This window comes from Mycobacterium sp. (genome assembly GCF_035499775.1).
Taxonomy (GTDB): domain Bacteria; phylum Actinomycetota; class Actinomycetes; order Mycobacteriales; family Mycobacteriaceae; genus Mycobacterium.
On the sequence record NZ_DATJYB010000016.1, the window covers coordinates 15,845 to 32,578 of the forward strand.

17 protein-coding genes are annotated in these 16,734 nt (G+C 67.3%); 16 read left to right on the forward strand and 1 reads right to left on the reverse strand.

Annotated features, from left to right (window positions below; genetic code table 11):
• The first annotated feature begins 46 nt into the window (after window positions 1-46).
• Genes VML93_RS00885 through VML93_RS00920 form a run of 8 tightly spaced genes read left to right on the forward strand, consistent with a single transcriptional unit; the run spans window position 47 to window position 5,614 of the window.
• On the forward strand, window positions 47-1,156 hold the full coding sequence (locus tag VML93_RS00885) for a phosphotransferase family protein (protein WP_325606692.1): 1,110 nt from the start codon (window positions 47-49) through the stop codon (window positions 1,154-1,156).
• A gap of 21 nt (window positions 1,157-1,177) precedes the next feature.
• Window positions 1,178-1,528: a DUF6285 domain-containing protein gene (locus VML93_RS00890; protein ID WP_325606694.1), complete on the forward strand. Its 351-nt coding sequence runs from the start codon at window positions 1,178-1,180 to the stop codon at window positions 1,526-1,528.
• A 27-nt stretch (window positions 1,529-1,555) separates the two neighbouring features.
• The gene (locus tag VML93_RS00895; protein ID WP_325606696.1) at window positions 1,556-2,833 is read left to right on the forward strand and encodes an acyl-CoA dehydrogenase family protein; all 1,278 of its coding nucleotides are present in this window, start codon (window positions 1,556-1,558) and stop codon (window positions 2,831-2,833) included.
• A complete protein-coding gene (locus VML93_RS00900) occupies window positions 2,830-3,807 on the forward strand; it encodes a phosphotransferase family protein (RefSeq protein ID WP_325606698.1) in 978 nt (325 codons plus the stop codon). The genes VML93_RS00895 and VML93_RS00900 overlap by 4 nt, the downstream gene beginning before the upstream one ends.
• The gene (locus VML93_RS00905; protein ID WP_325606700.1) at window positions 3,804-4,145 is read left to right on the forward strand and encodes a DUF6285 domain-containing protein; all 342 of its coding nucleotides are present in this window, start codon (window positions 3,804-3,806) and stop codon (window positions 4,143-4,145) included. The genes VML93_RS00900 and VML93_RS00905 overlap by 4 nt, the downstream gene beginning before the upstream one ends.
• A gap of 33 nt (window positions 4,146-4,178) precedes the next feature.
• A complete protein-coding gene (locus tag VML93_RS00910; protein ID WP_325606702.1) occupies window positions 4,179-4,625 on the forward strand; it encodes a nuclear transport factor 2 family protein in 447 nt (148 codons plus the stop codon).
• A gap of 2 nt (window positions 4,626-4,627) precedes the next feature.
• A complete protein-coding gene (locus VML93_RS00915) occupies window positions 4,628-5,164 on the forward strand; it encodes a YceI family protein (protein ID WP_325606704.1) in 537 nt (178 codons plus the stop codon).
• A gap of 48 nt (window positions 5,165-5,212) precedes the next feature.
• Window positions 5,213-5,614, forward strand: a complete 402-nt coding sequence (locus VML93_RS00920; RefSeq protein WP_325606706.1) for a hypothetical protein — start codon at window positions 5,213-5,215, stop codon at window positions 5,612-5,614.
• On the opposite strand, the gene VML93_RS00925 is transcribed toward VML93_RS00920, so the two are convergent.
• Window positions 5,594-6,826 carry a hypothetical protein gene (locus VML93_RS00925; RefSeq protein ID WP_325606708.1) on the reverse strand — a complete coding sequence of 411 codons (1,233 nt, stop codon included), beginning with the start codon at window positions 6,824-6,826 and terminating at the stop codon, window positions 5,594-5,596. The two genes, VML93_RS00920 and VML93_RS00925, sit on opposite strands and share 21 nt — an antisense overlap.
• Window positions 6,827-7,299: 473 nt before the next feature.
• On the opposite strand from VML93_RS00925, the gene VML93_RS00930 reads away from it, so the two are divergent.
• From VML93_RS00930 to VML93_RS00965, 8 genes are all read left to right on the forward strand, one after another.
• Window positions 7,300-8,994: a serine/threonine-protein kinase PknH/PknJ gene (locus VML93_RS00930; protein ID WP_325606710.1), complete on the forward strand. Its 1,695-nt coding sequence runs from the start codon at window positions 7,300-7,302 to the stop codon at window positions 8,992-8,994.
• Window positions 8,995-9,149: 155 nt separating this feature from the next.
• A complete protein-coding gene (locus VML93_RS00935; RefSeq protein ID WP_325606712.1) occupies window positions 9,150-9,536 on the forward strand; it encodes an NADH-quinone oxidoreductase subunit A in 387 nt (128 codons plus the stop codon).
• Window positions 9,537-9,544: 8 nt separating this feature from the next.
• Complete coding sequence (locus VML93_RS00940; protein ID WP_325606714.1) at window positions 9,545-10,099, forward strand: NADH-quinone oxidoreductase subunit B family protein; 555 nt, start codon at window positions 9,545-9,547, stop codon at window positions 10,097-10,099.
• Window positions 10,096-10,824 (forward strand): NADH-quinone oxidoreductase subunit C, encoded by a 729-nt coding sequence (locus tag VML93_RS00945; RefSeq protein WP_325606716.1) that lies wholly within the window; start codon window positions 10,096-10,098, stop codon window positions 10,822-10,824. The genes VML93_RS00940 and VML93_RS00945 overlap by 4 nt, the downstream gene beginning before the upstream one ends.
• Window positions 10,824-12,122, forward strand: a complete 1,299-nt coding sequence (gene nuoD / locus VML93_RS00950; RefSeq protein ID WP_325606719.1) for an NADH dehydrogenase (quinone) subunit D — start codon at window positions 10,824-10,826, stop codon at window positions 12,120-12,122. The genes VML93_RS00945 and nuoD overlap by 1 nt, the downstream gene beginning before the upstream one ends.
• A complete protein-coding gene (nuoE, locus tag VML93_RS00955; RefSeq protein ID WP_325606722.1) occupies window positions 12,119-12,901 on the forward strand; it encodes an NADH-quinone oxidoreductase subunit NuoE in 783 nt (260 codons plus the stop codon). The genes nuoD and nuoE overlap by 4 nt, the downstream gene beginning before the upstream one ends.
• An 8-nt stretch (window positions 12,902-12,909) precedes the next feature.
• Window positions 12,910-14,244 (forward strand): NADH-quinone oxidoreductase subunit NuoF, encoded by a 1,335-nt coding sequence (gene nuoF, locus VML93_RS00960; RefSeq protein WP_325606732.1) that lies wholly within the window; start codon window positions 12,910-12,912, stop codon window positions 14,242-14,244.
• 7 nt (window positions 14,245-14,251) lie between these two features.
• A complete protein-coding gene (locus VML93_RS00965; RefSeq protein WP_325606724.1) occupies window positions 14,252-16,678 on the forward strand; it encodes an NADH-quinone oxidoreductase subunit G in 2,427 nt (808 codons plus the stop codon).
• The last annotated feature ends 56 nt before the right edge of the window (window positions 16,679-16,734 follow it).

Here is a 16,734-nt window from a genome sequence, read left to right on the forward strand (position 1 = left end):
AACCGTCGAAAGCCTCCCTCAGGTAGTCAAGGCAAAGCACCGCAGCATGCAAAGCGCACCTCGTCCCGTGTTGACCGCACCCGCGTCGCTGCCAGACAGCCTGCGCGCGGTGCTGGGACCACCGCTGGGTCTCGAAACAGCCGACATCGCAATCCAGAACCTGCGCCCGCTGGCAAGCAGCACCTCCCGCAACACGTGGGCATTCGACGCTGTCGCCCCCTCTGAGCGTCGCGCGCTGATCCTGTACGAGGGGCAAGCCGAAGGAATGGGAGGCAGCCTTGAGCTCCAGGCCCGCGCGCAGGTCGCCGCGGCGATGCAGGGAGTGCCTGTCGCGCGCATCGTCGCTGTGGACGACTCCCCTGGGGTATTGGGCCATCCATTCCTGATCAGCGAGATGGTCAAGGGCGAAACGGACTACTCACGCATCGTCTATCAACTCGACAGGGCCGACCCACAAGGCGGCCGGGCGCAGCTGCTGCGCCAGTGTGCCCGCGCGCTGGCCGCGATCCACAGGGTCGACGCGAGGACCCCCGAGCCTTATCGCCCGCAACGAATCTCGCATTGCCGCCGCAAACTCGATCAGCAGGGCGTCGTCAGTGCCCCCTTCGAGTGGGCGTTTCGCTGGCTGATTAACCACCAGCCACCGCCGTCGCCCGCGGTCCTGGTGCACGGCGACTATCGGATGGGAAACCTCATTGTCGACGGACATGACCTGACGGCCGTGCTCGACTGGGAGTGGGTCCACGTCGGCGAGGCGAGCGAGGATCTGGCCTGGTTCTGCGTCCGGACGTGGCGGTTCGGCGCACCGGCCGGCCGGGGTGCCGGCGGCCTGGGCAGCATCGAGAACTTCCTGCACGCCTACCAGGAGGCCAGTGGCACCACCGTCGATCGGGTGGGCTTTCACTGGTGGCTGGTGATGGCTACGCTCTTCACCGGAATCCTGCGCCGTGAGCAGGCGCAAAAGTGGTCGGCGATCAAGCACCCCCCGTTGCAGTTGGCGGCGATTGGTCGGCGGATATGCGAGAACGAGTGGGACCTGCTCAACCTGCTCGATGGAAGAGCCATTGAGGAGATCGGGCAATACTCGTTGAGCGACCCTTCAAGCGCGCCCGTCAACCACATACCGTCACGGGGGTGGAAAGACCTGCTCGGATGACACACGGAGAGGGGTGCATCGATGACGTCAGGTGACGCCCTGCACGGGCGCCCGACGGCGGCCGAACTGGTCGCGACGGTCGCCGAATTCCTGGAAGCCGAGGTCCACAGCAGCAAGCCAGACGCCCAGCGAGAGCTCGCCGCGGCCGTCGAGGCCTTGCGGATTGTCGAGCGCCAACTGCTGGCCGACCCGGCCGACGACGCGGCCTCAGGCGACGCGCTCGCGGCCCTGGGGTTCTCCGACGAGGCGCAACTGGCCGCCGCGATTCGCGATGGCCACCTCGACGACCGCGCCGACGACGTCACGTCGTATCTGCGGACCCTGGTCAATCGTCGCTTGAACGTCTCCCACCCCGGCTACCAAAACGAATAGCTTGGGCTCCCTCAGAAAGGGCTCGACATGGATTTCACCCTGCCAGAACACCTTCCGCCGCTGCTCGCCGAGATGGATGCCTTCATCGAGCGTGACATCGCCCCGCTGCAGGCCGAGAACATGCAGTACTTCGACCATCGACGGGAATTCGCGCGCACTGACGTGGACAACGACGGCATCCCCACCCGGGAGTGGGAGGATCTGCTCACCGAGATGCGCCGACGGGCCGACAAGGCTGGCTGGTTGCGCTACGCGCTGCCGGCGTCACTGGGTGGGCGTGACGGCACCAATGTGGATATGGCAGTCATCCGGGAGCACTTGGCGCACAAGGGTCTTGGCCTGCATAACGACCTACAGAACGAGTCCTCGATCGTCGGGAACTTCCCGCAGGTGATCATGATGGAGCGGTTCGGCACCGACGCGCAGCGCCGTGACTGGTCGGAGGCGCTGATCACCGGGGAACGCTCCATGGCATTCGGCCTGACCGAACCGCTGCACGGCTCGGACGCGACGTGGCTGGAAACGCAGGCCGAACGCGACGGCGACGACTGGGTGATCAACGGCTCCAAACGCTTCAACACCGGCGTGCACCGGGCGACCCACGACTTGATCTTCGCCCGCACCTCCGGTGAGCCGGGACAGGCCCGGGGCATCACCGCGTTTCTGGTGCCCACCGACGCACCGGGATTCGCGGTCCCCTACTACTGGTGGACGTTCAACATGCCCACCGATCACGGCGAGGTCGAGTTGACCGACGTGCGAGTGCCCGCCGACGCGGTGCTCGGCGAGGTGGACCGGGGACTGGAGGTCGCGCAGACCTTCTTGCACGAGAACCGAATTCGGCAGGCGGCCAGCAGCCTGGGTGCGGCCCAGTACTGCATCGACCGCGCCGCCGAATACGCGGCGAAACGCATCGTTTTCGGCAAGCCACTGTCGGTGAACCAGGCCGTGCAATGGCCGCTCGCCGAACTGCAGACCGAAGCCCAGATGGTGCGGCTGCTGGTCTACTACGCGGCCTGGCACCTGGACCGCGACCACCACATGGAGGTCTCCGACAAAGTGTCGATGGCCAACTACCGCGCCAACCGGCTGGTCTGCGACGCCGCCGACCGGGCGATGCAAATCTGTGGCGGCCTCGGTTACAGCCGTCACGAGCCGTTCGAGCACATCTACCGCCACCACCGTCGCTACCGGATCACCGAGGGCGCGGAGGAAATTCAGATACGCCGAGTGGCCCAGCGACTGTTCAAGTTCGGCCGGGAGACAAAGTCTCAGGAGGCCAAGTCCAGCCAGGTGGCCAAGTGACGTCAGCCAAAGAGCTGGCCGCCTCACTACCCACAGTGCTGGCGCCGGCGCTCGGCGCGTATACCGCGATCGACAACCTGCGTCAGCTGACCGGTGGCGCCAGCCGAACCACCTGGGCATTCGACGCCGTCACGGGCGAGACACGCCGGCCGCTGATCCTGCGCACCGGGCCGCAGGACGACGTGCACGCCAGCATGGAGCTCGAAGCCCGCGCCCAGGCCGCCGCCGCCGCGGCCGGCACACCGGTCCCGCATATCCTGGTCGCCGACGATTCGCCTGCCGCACTGGGCAATCCGTTTCTCATCTGCGACGAGATCAAGGGCGAGACGATCGTGCGTCGCATCCATCGTCGGCTCGACGAATGGGAACGCGTGAGCCTGCTGCGACAGTGCGCCCAGGCGCTGGCCGCCATTCACCGGGCCGATCCCCGCGACCCCGCCCTGGTCTGCGAAGACCAGCTCGCGCACTGGCGCGAACGGCTCGATGCGATGGGCGACACCACCGCCACGTTCGAGGTGGGCTTTCGCTGGCTGGCCGCCAATCAGCCGCCGCCGGAGGAAGTGGTTCTGGTCCACGGCGACTACCGGATGGGCAATCTGATCGTGGACGGATCCGATCTGGCCGCCGTTCTGGACTGGGAGCTGGTGCACGTCGGGGAGGCATACGAAGACCTGGCCTGGTTCTGCATCCGGGCCTGGCGGTTCGGCGCGCCGGACGCCCGCGGGGCCGGGGGCCTGGGCAGTATCGAAAGCTTCCTTCGGGCCTACGAGGAGTACAGCGGCTTCGCCGTCGACCGGGCGGCGTTTCGCTGGTGGATGGCGCTGGCCACACTGCGCTGGGGTGTCATCTGCCGTCACCAGGCCGAGCGCCATTTGAGTGGACAGGTCCGTTCGGTTGAGTTGGCGGCCATCGGCCGGCGGGTCTGTGAGACCGAGTGGGACCTGCTCGACCTGCTGGAAGAGGGGGTCTCGTGAACGGCAGCATTCATGGCCGGCCGACCGCTGCCGAGCTGGTCGCCGCGGTCGCCGAATTCCTCGAAGGCGATGTCCGCGAGGCCACCAGCGGGCAGGTCAACTTCCACGCCCGAGTGGCCGCCAACGCGTTGCGCATTGTCGAGCGCGAGTTGCTCGACGCGGGCGACTCGGCTACCCAGGCGGCGCTCGCCGAGCTCGGGGTCGCCGACGAGGCCGAGCTCGCCGCCGCGATCAGGGCCGGTCAGCTGGACGGATACCTTCCAGAGGTCTGCGCCAGTCTGCGGGCGTTGGTGCTGCATCGATTGTCGGTCGCACATCCGGGATACGCGCAGGGCTAATCGGGTACCTGACCGGCAGGAAGGAGCGAGCACATGGCGCATACGCCCAAGGTCGAGGCCGACACCGTCGACGACGTGGCCAACCAGCTGTTCACCGCCATCGAGAACGGCGACCGGGCCAAGGTCGATCAACTGTGGGACGACGACATCGCGGTGTGGCGGGTGGGCGCCAGCCGGGATAACGACAAGGCCCGCGCGCTGCGAGTGATCGATTGGTTCATCGGCGTGACCAGCGAGCGCCGTTACCGGATTCTCGACCGTCAGTTCTTCGACGACGGATCGGTCCGGGGCTTCGTGCAGCAGCACATCCTGGATGCCAGCGGCCACGCCGGCCAATCGATCTCTTTGCGCGTGTGCATCATGATCAAGGTAGGCGCGAACGGCTTGATCAGCCGCATCGACGAGTACTTCGATCCGGCCGGGATTGCCCCGCTGCTCGAACCCGGCGGCCAACCGGCTGGAACGCAAACGGTGAGGTGAAGATGACGACCCTGGAAACACTGCTGAACGATCCCGACACAGCCGGCGTATGGAACCTCGTCCCGGACCGGTCGACCATCGCTTTCAAGATCAAGAACATGTGGGGCGTAGTACCGGTCAAAGGCCGGTTCACCGAGTTCACCGGGGACGGGCAACTGACCGCCAAGGGCGCGGTCTTCGGCCGCGTCGACATCCGCGTCGCCTCACTGCACACGGGTATCGGCCGCCGCGACCGGCATCTGCTCTCGGAGGACTTCTTCGACGCCGCGCGCTTCCCCGAGATCAGCGTCGTCGTCACCGGCCTGCAACCAACCACCGGCAAGGCCGCCGACCTGCGGGCTTCCTTCACCATCAAAGGCACCACCGCCGAGGTGCCGTTGCCCGTGACGATCACCGAGCTCGGCGACGGCTCGATCCGGATCGCCGGGGAGACCAAGATCGATCGATTCAAGTTCGGCGTGGACTGGAACATGGCCGGAGTGATGAGCGAGACCGCGACGGTAACGGCCGAAGCCGTCTTCGCGCGGGCGCCCCGGTAGGTCCGGCCTCCTCGGTAAATCCACCAGGGCCCCAGTACCATCTGCACCGTGCCCGCCTCCACCGACGCTTTGCGGATCCTCGTATACAGCGACAACGTCCAAGCCCGCGAAGAAGTGATGCGTGCGCTCGGCAAGCGCCTGCATCCGGAGCTGCCCGAGTTCGACTACGTCGAGGTGGCGACCGGACCGATGGTGATTCGCACGATGGATGAGGGCGGTATTGACCTCGCCATCCTCGACGGCGAGGCAACACCCACCGGCGGCATGGGAATCGCCAAGCAGCTGAAAGACGAATTGGACAGCTGCCCGCCGATCGTGGTGATCACCGGGCGGCCCGACGATGCCTGGCTGGCGCGCTGGTCGCGCGCCGAGGCCGCGGTGCCGCACCCCATCGATCCGATTGTGCTGGGCCGCACGGTGCTCGGGCTGCTACGCACTCCCGCTCGCTAGCTCCTCGCTCTCCTCCCTTTCCGCGGCGTCCTTCCGACGCTTGATCAGCACCAATGCGATCAGCCCGACGACCAGCACCGCCACGACGCCACCCACCACCCAGGGCCACGGGGAACCGGCCGGCTGAGGCTGAGGTTGCGCGGCCAGCGCGGTCAGGAAGTCGCCGTTGTCGATCGGGCCGACACCCGGTAGCGACTGGGTTCTGGCCACCGTGATCTGGCCGCCGTTAGCCAGACCACCTGCCTGACCCCAGGCCAGTGTCGAGTCGTCCAGCAGGAACGTGTCCTGGCTGCCCGGGGGCTGGCTGCCGTCGTGGCCCACCACCGTCACCTGGCCGACCTGGATCGTCTGGCCAGTGGCCGGGACGGTGGCCCTGACATCGGTGTACACCGCCGGCGGCCGGGGCGGGGTGTAATCCGGCGGCGGGGGGCCGCTCCAGCCGCCCGGCGGTATCCACGCCCCACCGGTGAAGCTGCCCGACCCGACGTAGCTCTCACTGACCGCGGTGAACGGGAACACCCCGACGACCGCCACATTGAGCACCACCCGAGCACCGGCGGCGACGTACACCTCGCGGTAGGCACCGCTATAGAAGTACCGGAACGTCACCGCCTCGTTCAGCGGGTTGTACAGCGCCGGGCGGTGGTAAGCGTCGTAGTCGAGGAAGCCCCAATGGCGGGGCCGGGCCAGTTCCTGGTTGTTGGCATTGACGAGGTCGACCTTGCGTTTCGCGATCAGGTCCTGCACCCGTTGCAGGAAGTTCGCCGCGGTCGGGTGCGCCGGCGGGTTGGCCGGGTCAACCGTCGTCGCCGGGGCGTTCCTGGCCGCATCGATGGCCTGCTGCGGCGCGTCGAAGCCTTTCGGCGGTGGCAGCACCGCGGGCTTTGCCGCCGGAGCGTTCACCGGCGGCGGGGCACCGGGAGCCTGCCCGGCCGGCCTGGAGGCCGGCGTCTGCGGGTAGGGCATGCCGGGGACGTGGCATCTGCTGTCCAGGACGCAGCGGTTATTTTTCTCCTGGATGCAACCCGGCATCCAGATGGGCTGAGGATGCGCCGCTTGAGCTGCCTTGGCATTCGGGCAATCCTCGTCATCCGGGGTGAGATATCCTCCCGGGTCAGCGCGGACCACCCCGATTGACGGCGCGAGCAACCCGAGGACGATGGCGGCAACGGCGCTGAAGGCCGCGACCACCACGACGATCATCTTCTTCATCAGGACCTACTTCCGCTCCAGGTAAGGCCAGGACCCCATAGTTTGCTGCTGGCACGGACCGCGTAGCGCGGCCGACGTCACAAACAACCCCATATCGTAGATTCCGCGCTGCGCTGCAACGCAGCTTTTGACGAAACTCGGCAGCCGTCGTCAACCTCCTCGTCCGCTCGCCGCGTGAGCACCGGCCTTCAGCAGCTGCCGTCTCCGGAAGTCGTATGTGGTCTGCAGGTTTTAGTGCCGGGCGGGCTGGGCGTTGTGGCCGGCCGGTCCCGCCACAGGCACGAAGGTTGGCGGGCAGATCTTGGAGATTTCTTGGAGGTCTGTCAGAACGTTGTCGGCGGGTCCGGCCGCCGTCGCCGCGGCCGGTCCCAGCGACGACGGACCCCATCCGGCGTTGACGCGAACTTTGCTCCGACCCGGATCAGTGGGCTAGCCTGCACCTGTCGCGACGGCACTCAAGCGGAAGGCCTCGAGTGGAAGCGGTGGGATTCGGTCGCTATCAGCTGCTGGAGCTGATCGGCGAGGGCGGCATGGGCAAGGTCTATCGCGCCCACGACACCATGATCGAGCGCGACGTCGCGATCAAGGTGTTGCCCGCCGAACTGGGCGCCGAGCCCGGGTATCGGGACCGGTTCCGCCGCGAAGCCCACACCGCCGCCCGGCTCGCCGAACCTCACATCATCCCGATTTACGACACCGGCGAAATCGATGGCCAGCTGTATCTGGTGATGCCGGTCGTCAACGGGACAGACCTGGACACCCTGCTGCGAACCGACGGAGCGATGCCTCCGGCGCGAGCGGTGCGAGTCATCGAGCAGCTGGCCGCGGCGCTGAACACGGCCCATGGTCACGGGTTGGTTCACCGGGACGTCAAACCGTCGAACGCGTTGCTGACCGGTGATGATTTTGTCTATCTGATCGACTTCGGAATCGTCCACGACGCCGAGGCGACCCGATTGACGCGGACCGGATTCGTGCTGGGCACCTTGAGCTACATGGCCCCGGAGCGCTTCGAGACCGGCATCGCCGATGCCCGCAGCGATGTATACGCGCTCGCATGTGTGCTGCATGAGTGCCTGACCGCGCAACCGCCCTATCTGGGTGACAGCCTTCCGCAGCTGATGAATGCGCATCTCAACATGCCTCCGCCGGCGCCGAGCGGCGCCAGCGCGGACATTCCGGTCAGGTTCGACGAGGTCGTCGCCTTGGGCATGGCCAAAGATCCCGGGCGGCGTTACCAAACCGCCGGCGAGCTGGCCGCGGCCGCGCGTACCGCGCTCACGGCGCCAAGCCCGGCGCCGACCGCGCCACGCCGGTCGCCCACTGCCCCACGCCCGGCGCCGACGGCGGCCGATCCCAAGCTGACCGAGCCAGGTCCGACCATCCGGCCCGCCACGTCTGCGCCACCCGAGCGTCCTGCGCTCCGGCGACCCGCGCCGCGGCGTAAGGGCGACAACCGCTGGCTGGTGCTGGGCGTCGCCGCGGTCGTCGCGGGGGCCGCCGTCACAGGCGTAGGCATCTATTTCGCGACCAAGGGCCCGAACAACGCCCCGGCGCCTCCGGCTCGCGCTGCGCCCCCGGGCGCACCGGGCGCGTTGGACGGGCTCCTGCTCAGCCCCGCCGAAATCAATGCTGCGATGGGCGCCACCGGGATGACGGTCTCGACGAGTTTCAACACGCTGAGTGAGCCCAGGGGGGTGGTGGCACCGCCGGAGTGCCAATTCGTGGCGTCACCGAGCCAGACGGGTGTTTACGCCGGGAGCGGTTGGACCGCCGCGCGCGGGCAATCGCTTCGCGAGCCGGACCAGCCCTTCACGCATGCCGTTTACCAGCGTGTTGTGTTGTTTGCCTCGCCGCAGGCGGCAGCGGCGTTCGTCAACACCGCGTCGCAAAGCTGGTCGGCCTGCACCAATCGCAGCTACACCGTCACCGATAAGGACAGAACTACCGGTAAGGACGTCACTTCGCAGTTCACCTCGGGGCCGCTCGGCACGATCAATGGCGTACTGAGCATTCCCTCGGGACCGGTCGACCCCCGCGATCCGCCGTGTCAGCGGGCCTTGACCTCCGCCAACAACGTGGTGGTCGAAACGTCGGCCTGCGAGAACAACGTCACCGAGCAGGCGGTCAGGATCGCAACCCTGATCGCGGCCAAGATCCCCAAGTAGTCAGCGCAAAGCCCGACCCCGGACATGTGCGCTGCGCTTAGCCCGACTATGTTGAAGGTCACTGCGACGGCCCCAGACCCGACCCGTCACAGCAAGCCCGGTCACCGCCCGGCCGCAGCGTTCGAGGCGGCCCATACGACGGAGCATGGAGCAAGTTGAACGCCTACATACCCATCCTGGTACTGGGAGCGATTGCCGCCGCCTTTGCCGTGGGTTCGGTCGCGATCGCGAGCCTGGTCGGCCCATCGCGGTACAACCGGTCCAAGCAGGCCGCCTACGAATGCGGAATCGAGCCCACCGGACCTGCCGGACCCGCGGAAGCCGGTCCGCATGCGTCAACCGGGCAGCGGTTCCCGGTGAAGTATTACCTGACCGCAATGCTGTTTATCGTCTTCGACATCGAAATCGTGTTCTTGTATCCCTGGGCGGTCGCTTATGACCAATTGGGGAGGTTCGCGCTGGTCGAAATGGTGATATTCATGCTCACGGTTTTCGTGGCCTACGCATACGTGTGGCGCCGCGGGGGCCTGACCTGGGATTGAGGTAAGACGTGGGCCTGGAAGAACAGCTGCCCGGCGGGATTCTGCTGTCAACTGTCGAGAAGGTGGCGGGCTACGTCCGCAAAAACTCGCTGTGGCCGGCGACCTTCGGGTTGGCTTGCTGCGCGATCGAGATGATGGCGACCGCGGGCCCGCGGTTCGACATCGCCCGGTTCGGGATGGAGCGGTTCTCGGCGACCCCCCGGCAAGCCGATCTGATGATCGTGGCCGGGCGGGTCAGCCAGAAGATGGCGCCGGTGTTGCGCCAGATCTACGACCAGATGGCCGAGCCGAAATGGGTGCTGGCCATGGGGGTGTGCGCCTCGTCCGGCGGCATGTTCAACAACTACGCGATCGTGCAGGGTGTGGATCACGTTGTGCCGGTGGACATCTACCTGCCCGGCTGCCCTCCCCGCCCCGAGATGCTGTTGTACGCAATCCTCAAGCTGCACCAGAAGATTCAGGAAATGCCGTTGGGCGTCAACCGGGAACAGGCCATCGCCGAAGCCGAAAAGGCAGCGCTGGAGGCCAGGCCCACCATCGAGATGCACGGATTGCTGCGATGAGCTCGCCCGACAAAGATCCCCAACAGGCGGCGAGCGAAGTGGGCGGATCTCCGGTCAGCACCGACGAAGAAGTGATCAGCGTGCGCCGGGGCATGTTCGGGGTCAAGGGATCCGGCGACACCTCCGGATACGGACGGCTGGTGCGCGAGGTCACCCTCCCGGGCAGCAGTCCGCGGCCCTATGGCGGTTATTTCGACGACGTCGCCGACGGGCTGGCCGAGGCGCTCAAGCGCGACGACCTCGAATTCGAGGACGCCATCGAGAAAGTCGTGGTTGACCGCGACGAGCTGACCCTGCACGTCCGCCGCGAGCTGCTGCCCCAGGTCGCCCGCCGGCTGCGCGACGAACCGGAGTTGCGCTTCGAAATGTGCCTGGGCGTCAGCGGCGTGCACTACCCGAACGAAACCGGCCGGGAACTGCACGCGGTCTATCCGCTGCAGTCGATCACCCACACCCGTCGCCTGCGGCTGGAAGTGTCTGCGCCGGACAGTGATCCGCACATTCCGTCGCTGTTCGACATCTATCCGACCAACGACTGGCACGAGCGCGAGACCTACGACTTCTTCGGGATCATCTTCGACGGCCATCCGTCGCTGACGCGGATCGAAATGCCCGACGACTGGCAGGGACATCCGCAACGCAAGGACTACCCACTCGGTGGCATTCCGGTGGAATACAAGGGCGCGCAGATACCTCCGCCCGACGAGCGGAGGGGTTATAACTGATGACCGACAGCGAAACCGTCCTGGTCGCCGGCGGGCAGGACTGGAACGAGATCGTCGCGGCGGCGCGCAACGCGGATCCCGGCGAACGCATCGTCGTCAACATGGGTCCCCAGCACCCGTCCACCCACGGCGTGCTGCGGCTGATCCTCGAGATCGAGGGCGAGACGGTCACCGAGGCCCGATGCGGAATCGGCTACCTGCACACCGGAATCGAGAAGAACCTCGAGTATCGGTACTGGACGCAGGGCGTCACCTTCGTGACCCGGATGGATTATCTGGCACCGTTTTACAACGAGACCGCCTTCTGCCTGGGCGTGGAGAAGCTGCTCGGGATCACCGACGAGATCCCGGAGCGGGTCAACGTCATCCGGGTGTTGATGATGGAGCTCAACCGGATCTCGTCGCATCTCGTCGCACTGGCGACCGGCGGCATGGAACTCGGTGCGATGACACCGATGTTCGTCGGCTTCCGGGCCCGCGAGATCATCCTCACCCTGTTCGAATCCATCACCGGGTTGCGGATGAACAGTGCCTACATCCGGCCCGGCGGCGTGGCTCAGGACCTGCCGCCCAACGCAGCCACCGAGATCGCCGAAGCCCTCAAGAAGCTGCGCCAACCCCTGCGCGAAATGGGCGACCTGCTCAACGAGAACGCGATCTGGAAAGCCCGCACCGAGGACGTCGGCTACCTGGACCTGGAGGGGTGCATGGCGCTGGGCATCACCGGCCCGATCCTGCGTGCCACCGGGTTGCCGCACGACCTGCGCAAGAGCGAACCCTACTGCGGATACCAGGACTACGAATTCGACGTGATCACCGACGACGGTTGTGATGCGTACGGGCGCTACATCATTCGCGTCAAAGAGATGTGGGAGTCGGTGAAGATCGTCGAGCAGTGCCTGGACAAGTTGCGGCCCGGTCCGACGATGGTCGAGGACCGCAAGATCGCTTGGCCGGCCGACCTGAAGGTGGGCCCGGACGGCATGGGGAACTCGCCGGAGCACATCGCCAAGATCATGGGCAGCTCGATGGAGGCCTTGATCCACCACTTCAAACTGGTCACCGAGGGCATTCGCGTTCCGGCCGGCCAGGTTTACGTGGCGGTCGAATCACCACGCGGCGAGCTCGGCGTACACATGGTGAGCGACGGCGGTACCCGCCCCTACCGGGTGCACTACCGGGACCCTTCCTTCACCAACCTGCAGGCGGTTGCCGCGATGAGCGAGGGCGGGATGGTGGCCGACCTGATCACCGCGGTCGCCAGCATCGACCCGGTCATGGGCGGGGTGGACCGATGACTTCACCCGTCCCCGCCGGACCCCCGGCGAACGGCGGCGAGCGGGTCTTCATCCGGCTCGGCCCGCCACCCGAGGAGCCCAACCAATTCGTGGTCGAGGGCGCACCGCAGTCGTATCCGCCGGACCAGCTGGCGCGGTTGGAGGTCGACGCCAAAGAGATCATCGGCCGCTACCCCAACAAGTATTCGGCGCTGCTGCCGTTGCTGCACCTGGTCCAAGGCGAAGACTCCTACATCACCCCGGCGGGATTGGAATTCTGTGCCGACCAACTCGGTCTGACCAGCGCGCAGGTGTCGGCGGTGGCGACCTTCTACACCATGTACCGTCGCGGTCCCACCGGCGACTACCTGGTCGGCGTCTGCACCAACACGTTGTGTGCCGTCATGGGCGGCGACGCGATCTTCGACGACCTCAAAGAGCACCTCGGCATCGGCAACGACGAGACCACCCCGGACGGGACCGTCACCCTGCAACACATCGAATGCAACGCGGCCTGCGATTACGCGCCGGTGGTGATGGTCAACTGGGAATTCTTCGACAACCAGACCACCGAGTCGGCGCGCGAACTCGTCGACTCACTGCGCTCGGGTGACCCCAAGGCACCCACTCGCGGCGCGCCGCTGTGCAAGTTCCGCGAGACGTCGCGCATCCTGGCCGGTTTGCCCGACCCGCGCCCCGACGAAGGCCAGGGCGGCGCCGGCGCGGCCACCTTGGCCGGACTGCGGGTGGCGCAGGAACACAACATGCACGCACCGACTCCTCCGGGGGCCGAGTCATGACAACTTCTTTGGGTTCACAGGCCACCCCGTTGACCCCGGTGATCAGCCGCTACTGGGACGACCCCGAGTCGTGGACCCTGGCGACCTATCAACGGCACGATCGTTATAGGGGCTACGAGGCCCTGCAGAAGGCCCTGGCGATGGAGCCCGACGCGGTGATCGCGACCGTCAAGGACTCCGGGCTGCGCGGGCGCGGCGGCGCGGGCTTCTCGACCGGGACGAAATGGTCGTTCATCCCGCAGGGTGACACCGGCGCCGCCGCCAAGCCGCACTACCTGGTGGTCAACGCCGACGAGTCGGAACCCGGTACGTGCAAAGACATTCCGCTGATGCTGGCAACGCCGCACCTGCTCGTCGAAGGCGTGATCATCGCCGCCTACGCGATCCGCGCCAGCCACGCCTTCATCTACGTGCGCGGCGAAGTGCTCCCGGTGCTGCGCCGCCTGCAGAACGCGGTGTCCGAGGCGTATCAGGCCGGCTTCCTGGGCCGCGACATCAAGGGCTCGGGTTTCGACCTGGAGCTGGTGGTGCACGCCGGCGCGGGTGCCTACATCTGCGGCGAGGAAACCGCCCTGCTGGATTCGCTGGAAGGCCGGCGCGGCCAGCCGCGGCTGCGGCCACCCTTCCCCGCGGTGGCCGGGCTCTACGGCTGCCCCACGGTGATCAACAACGTCGAGACCATCGCCAGCGTGCCGTCGATCATTCTCAACGGCGTCGACTGGTTCCGCTTGATGGGCAGCGAGAAATCGCCTGGCTTCACGCTGTACTCGCTGTCCGGGCACGTCACCCGCCCGGGCCAGTACGAGGCCCCGCTGGGCATCACGCTGCGTGAGCTGCTCGACTACGCCGGCGGAGTTCGCGCCGGGCACCAGCTCAAGTTCTGGACGCCGGGTGGGTCGTCGACGCCGCTGCTCACCGAGGAGCACCTCGACGTGCCGCTGGACTACGAAGGGGTTGGTGCGGCGGGCTCGATGCTGGGCACCAAAGCGCTGGAGATCTTCGACGAGACCACCTGCGTGGTGCGAGCGGTGCGCCGCTGGACCGAGTTCTACAAGCACGAATCATGCGGTAAATGCACGCCGTGCCGGGAAGGCACCTTCTGGCTGGACAAGATCTACGAACGGCTGGAAACCGGCAAGGGCACCCACGAGGATCTCGACAAGCTGCTGGACATCTCCGATGCCATCCTCGGAAAGTCGTTCTGCGCGTTGGGCGATGGCGCGGCCAGCCCGGTGATGTCGTCGATCAAGCACTTCCGCGACGAGTACGTCGCGCACGTCGAGGGCGGCGGCTGCCCGTTCGACCCTCGAGACTCCATGCTGACGTTGGACGGAAAGGGCTGATAACCCCGTGACAAGTGCCGCCAAGACCCAAACCGGCGACGGGGTGAGCCAGCCGGAGATGGTGACGCTGACCATCGACGGCGCCGAAATCAGCGTTCCCAAGGGCACTCTGGTGATCCGCGCGGCCGAACTGATGGGCGTCCAGATCCCGCGGTTCTGCGACCATCCGCTACTCGACCCGGTCGGCGCGTGCCGGCAGTGCCTGGTCGAGGTCGAGGGCCAGCGCAAGCCACTGGCGTCGTGCACCACCGTCGCGACCGACGACATGGTGGTGCGCACCCAGCTCACCTCGGAGGCAGCCGACAAGGCCCAGCACGGCGTGATGGAGCTGCTGCTGATCAACCACCCGCTGGACTGCCCGATGTGCGACAAGGGCGGCGAATGCCCGCTGCAGAACCAGGCAATGTCCAACGGCCGCGCGGACTCTCGCTTCACCGACGTCAAGCGCACGTTCGCCAAGCCGATCAACATCTCCTCTCAGGTGCTGCTGGACCGGGAGCGCTGCATCCTGTGCGCGCGGTGCACGCGGTTCTCCGACCAGATCGCCGGGGACCCGTTCATCGACATGCAGGAGCGCGGCGCGCTGCAGCAGGTCGGCATCTACGCCAACGAGCCGTTCGACTCCTACTTCTCCGGCAACACGGTGCAGATCTGCCCGGTGGGCGCACTGACCGGAACCTCGTACCGCTTCCGTGCCCGCCCGTTCGACCTCGTCTCCAGCCCCAGCGTGTGCGAGCACTGCGCGAGCGGATGCGCGGAGCGCACCGACCACCGCCGCGGCAAGGTGCTGCGCCGGCTCGCCGGCGACGACCCCGAAGTCAACGAGGAGTGGAACTGCGACAAGGGCCGGTGGGCCTTCAAATACGCCACCCTGCCCGACGTGATCACCACTCCCCTGATCCGCGATACCGACGGCACGCTGCAACCCGCGTCGTGGTCGCACGCCATCGTGGCAGCGGTCCAGGGACTCGAGGCCGCGCGCGGCCGCACGGGTGTGCTGGTGGGTGGCCGGGTGACCTGGGAGGACGCCTACGCCTACTCGAAGTTCGCCCGAATCGTGTTGGACACCAACGACATCGACTTCCGCGCCCGCCCGCACTCGGCCGAGGAGGCCGAATTCCTGGCCGCCCGCATCGCCGGCCGGCCGGTCACGGTCAGCTACACCGACCTCGAGTCGGCCCCGGTGGTGCTGCTGGTCGGGCTGGAACCCGAGGAAGAATCGCCGATCGTGTTCCTGCGGCTGCGCAAGGCGGCCCGCAAGCACGGCGTACCGATCTACGCGGTCGCCCCGTTCGAAACGCGCTCGCTACGGAAGATGTCCGGCCGGTTGCTCAAAACCGCTCCCGGCGCCGAGCCGGCCACACTGGACGGCCTGGCCACCGGCGAACTGGGCGACCTGCTGGCCACCCCCGGCGCGGTCATCATGGTCGGCGAGCGACTGGCCGCCGTGCCGGGCGCACTGTCCGCCGCCGCACGGCTCGCCGACACCACCGGCGCCCGGTTGGCGTGGGTGCCGCGGCGGGCCGGCGAGCGCGGCGCACTCGAGGCCGGTGCGCTGCCCGCGCTGCTGCCCGGCGGCCGTCCGCTGGCCGACGACGCGGCCCGCGCGCAGGTCAGCGCCGCCTGGCACGTCTCCGAAGTGCCGTCGACGCCGGGACGCGACGCCGACGGCATCGTCGCCGCCGCCACCGATGGAACCCTGGGCGCGCTGCTGGTCGGCGGTATCGAACCCGCCGACTTCGGCGATCCGGACGCGGTGCTCGCCGCGCTGGACGCCGCGGGCTTCGTGGTCAGCCTGGAACTGCGGCACAGCGAGGTCACCGAACGCGCCGACGTGGTGTTCCCGGTCGCGCCGACGACGCAGAAGGCCGGCGCCTTCGTCAACTGGGAGGGTCGCTACCGCGGGTTCGCCCCCGCGCTGCACGGCACCACCCAGCAAGCCGGCCAGTCGGACCACCGGGTGCTTGACGCGCTGGCCGACGAAATTGGCGTCTACCTGGGACTGTCCACTGTCGAGGCGGCCCGCCAGGAGCTGTCCGGGCTGGGCACCTGGGACGGCGAGCACGCCGCGAGCCCCCAGGTCGCCGCCCCGCAGGCGCCCCAACCCGGGGCCGGCGAGGCGGTGTTGACCGGCTGGCGCCAGCTGCTCGACGCGGGCCGGCTGCAGGACGGCGAGCCGTATCTGGCCGGCACCGCGCGCCCGCCCGTGGTGCGTTTGTCGCCCGACACGGCGGCTGAGATCGGCGCCGCCGAGGGCGACGAGGTGACGGTCAGCACCGCGCGCGGCTCGATCACCCTGCCGCTGACCATCACCGACATGCCCGACCGGGTGGTGTGGCTGCCGCTGAACTCTCCGGGTTCGGCGGTGCACCGGCAATTGGGCGCAACAATCGGAAGCACAGTGAAAATCGGCGCGAATCGAGTGAACTCATGAATTCGAACGTCTTCGGACGCGACGTCTGGTGGCTGGTACTCGGCAAGTCGCTGGCG

Bases quoted from the DNA above. Each gene is read 5' to 3' on its own strand.
- VML93_RS00890 (WP_325606694.1), top strand. From the start codon at position 1,178: ATGACGTCAGGTGACGCCCTGCACGGGCGCCCGACGGCGGCCGAACTG.
- VML93_RS00915 (WP_325606704.1), top strand. From the start codon at position 4,628: ATGACGACCCTGGAAACACTGCTGAACGATCCCGACACAGCCGGCGTA.
- VML93_RS00910 (WP_325606702.1), top strand. From the start codon at position 4,179: ATGGCGCATACGCCCAAGGTCGAGGCCGACACCGTCGACGACGTGGCC.
- VML93_RS00885 (WP_325606692.1), top strand. From the start codon at position 47: ATGCAAAGCGCACCTCGTCCCGTGTTGACCGCACCCGCGTCGCTGCCA.
- nuoE (WP_325606722.1), top strand. From the start codon at position 12,119: ATGACTTCACCCGTCCCCGCCGGACCCCCGGCGAACGGCGGCGAGCGG.
- VML93_RS00945 (WP_325606716.1), top strand. From the start codon at position 10,096: ATGAGCTCGCCCGACAAAGATCCCCAACAGGCGGCGAGCGAAGTGGGC.
- VML93_RS00895 (WP_325606696.1), top strand. From the start codon at position 1,556: ATGGATTTCACCCTGCCAGAACACCTTCCGCCGCTGCTCGCCGAGATG.
- nuoD (WP_325606719.1), top strand. From the start codon at position 10,824: ATGACCGACAGCGAAACCGTCCTGGTCGCCGGCGGGCAGGACTGGAAC.
- VML93_RS00925 (WP_325606708.1), bottom strand. From the start codon at position 6,826: ATGAAGAAGATGATCGTCGTGGTGGTCGCGGCCTTCAGCGCCGTTGCC.